This window comes from Ewingella sp. C233 (assembly GCF_055407225.1).
In genome coordinates this window covers 1-815 of sequence record NZ_JBUZRI010000021.1, presented here as the reverse complement: position 1 = coordinate 815, position 815 = coordinate 1, and the positions used below count along the sequence as shown (strand labels likewise).

Sequence of the window (815 nt, the reverse complement as noted above, 5' to 3'; positions counted from 1 at the left end):
CAAAGTTAGCGATGAGGCAGCCTTTTGTCTTATTCAAAGGCCTTACATTTCAAAAACTCTGCTTACCAGGCGCATTTCGCCCAGGGGATCACCATAATAAAATGCTGAGGCCTGGCCTTTGCGTAGTGCACGCATCACCTCAATACCTTTGATGGTAGCGTAAGCCGTCTTCATGGATTTAAATCCCAGCGTGGCGCCGATTATCCGTTTCAGTTTGCCATGATCGCATTCAATCACGTTGTTCCGGTACTTAATCTGTCGGTGTTCAACGTCAGACGGGCACCGGCCTTCGCGTTTGAGCAGAGCAAGCGCGCGACCATAGGCGGGCGCTTTATCCGTGTTGATGAATCGCGGGATCTGCCACTTCTTCACGTTGTTGAGGATTTTACCCAGAAACCGGTATGCAGCTTTGCTGTTACGACGGGAGGAGAGATAAAAATCGACAGTGCGGCCCCGGCTGTCGACGGCCCGGTACAGATACGCCCAGCGGCCATTGACCTTCACGTAGGTTTCATCCATGTGCCACGGGCAAAGATCGGAAGGGTTACGCCAGTACCAGCGCAGCCGTTTTTCCATTTCAGGCGCATAACGCTGAACCCAGCGGTAAATCGTGGAGTGATCGACATTCACTCCGCGTTCAGCCAGCATCTCCTGCAGCTCACGGTAACTGATGCCGTATTTGCAGTACCAGCGTACGGCCCACAGAATGATGTCACGCTGAAAATGCCGGCCTTTGAATGGGTTCATGTGCAGCTCCATCAGCAAAAGGGGATGATAAGTTTATCACCACCGACTATTTGCAACAGTGCCGTTTT

Annotated in this window: 1 protein-coding gene; it reads right to left on the bottom strand. The window is 52.0% G+C overall.

The window, feature by feature from the left end; all coding sequences use genetic code 11:
* Positions 1–42: 42 nt before the first annotated feature.
* Positions 43–747: an IS6-like element IS26 family transposase gene (locus ACZRKO_RS22755; RefSeq protein WP_001067855.1), complete on the bottom strand. Its 705-nt coding sequence runs from the start codon at positions 745–747 to the stop codon at positions 43–45.
* Positions 748–815: the final 68 nt, after the last annotated feature.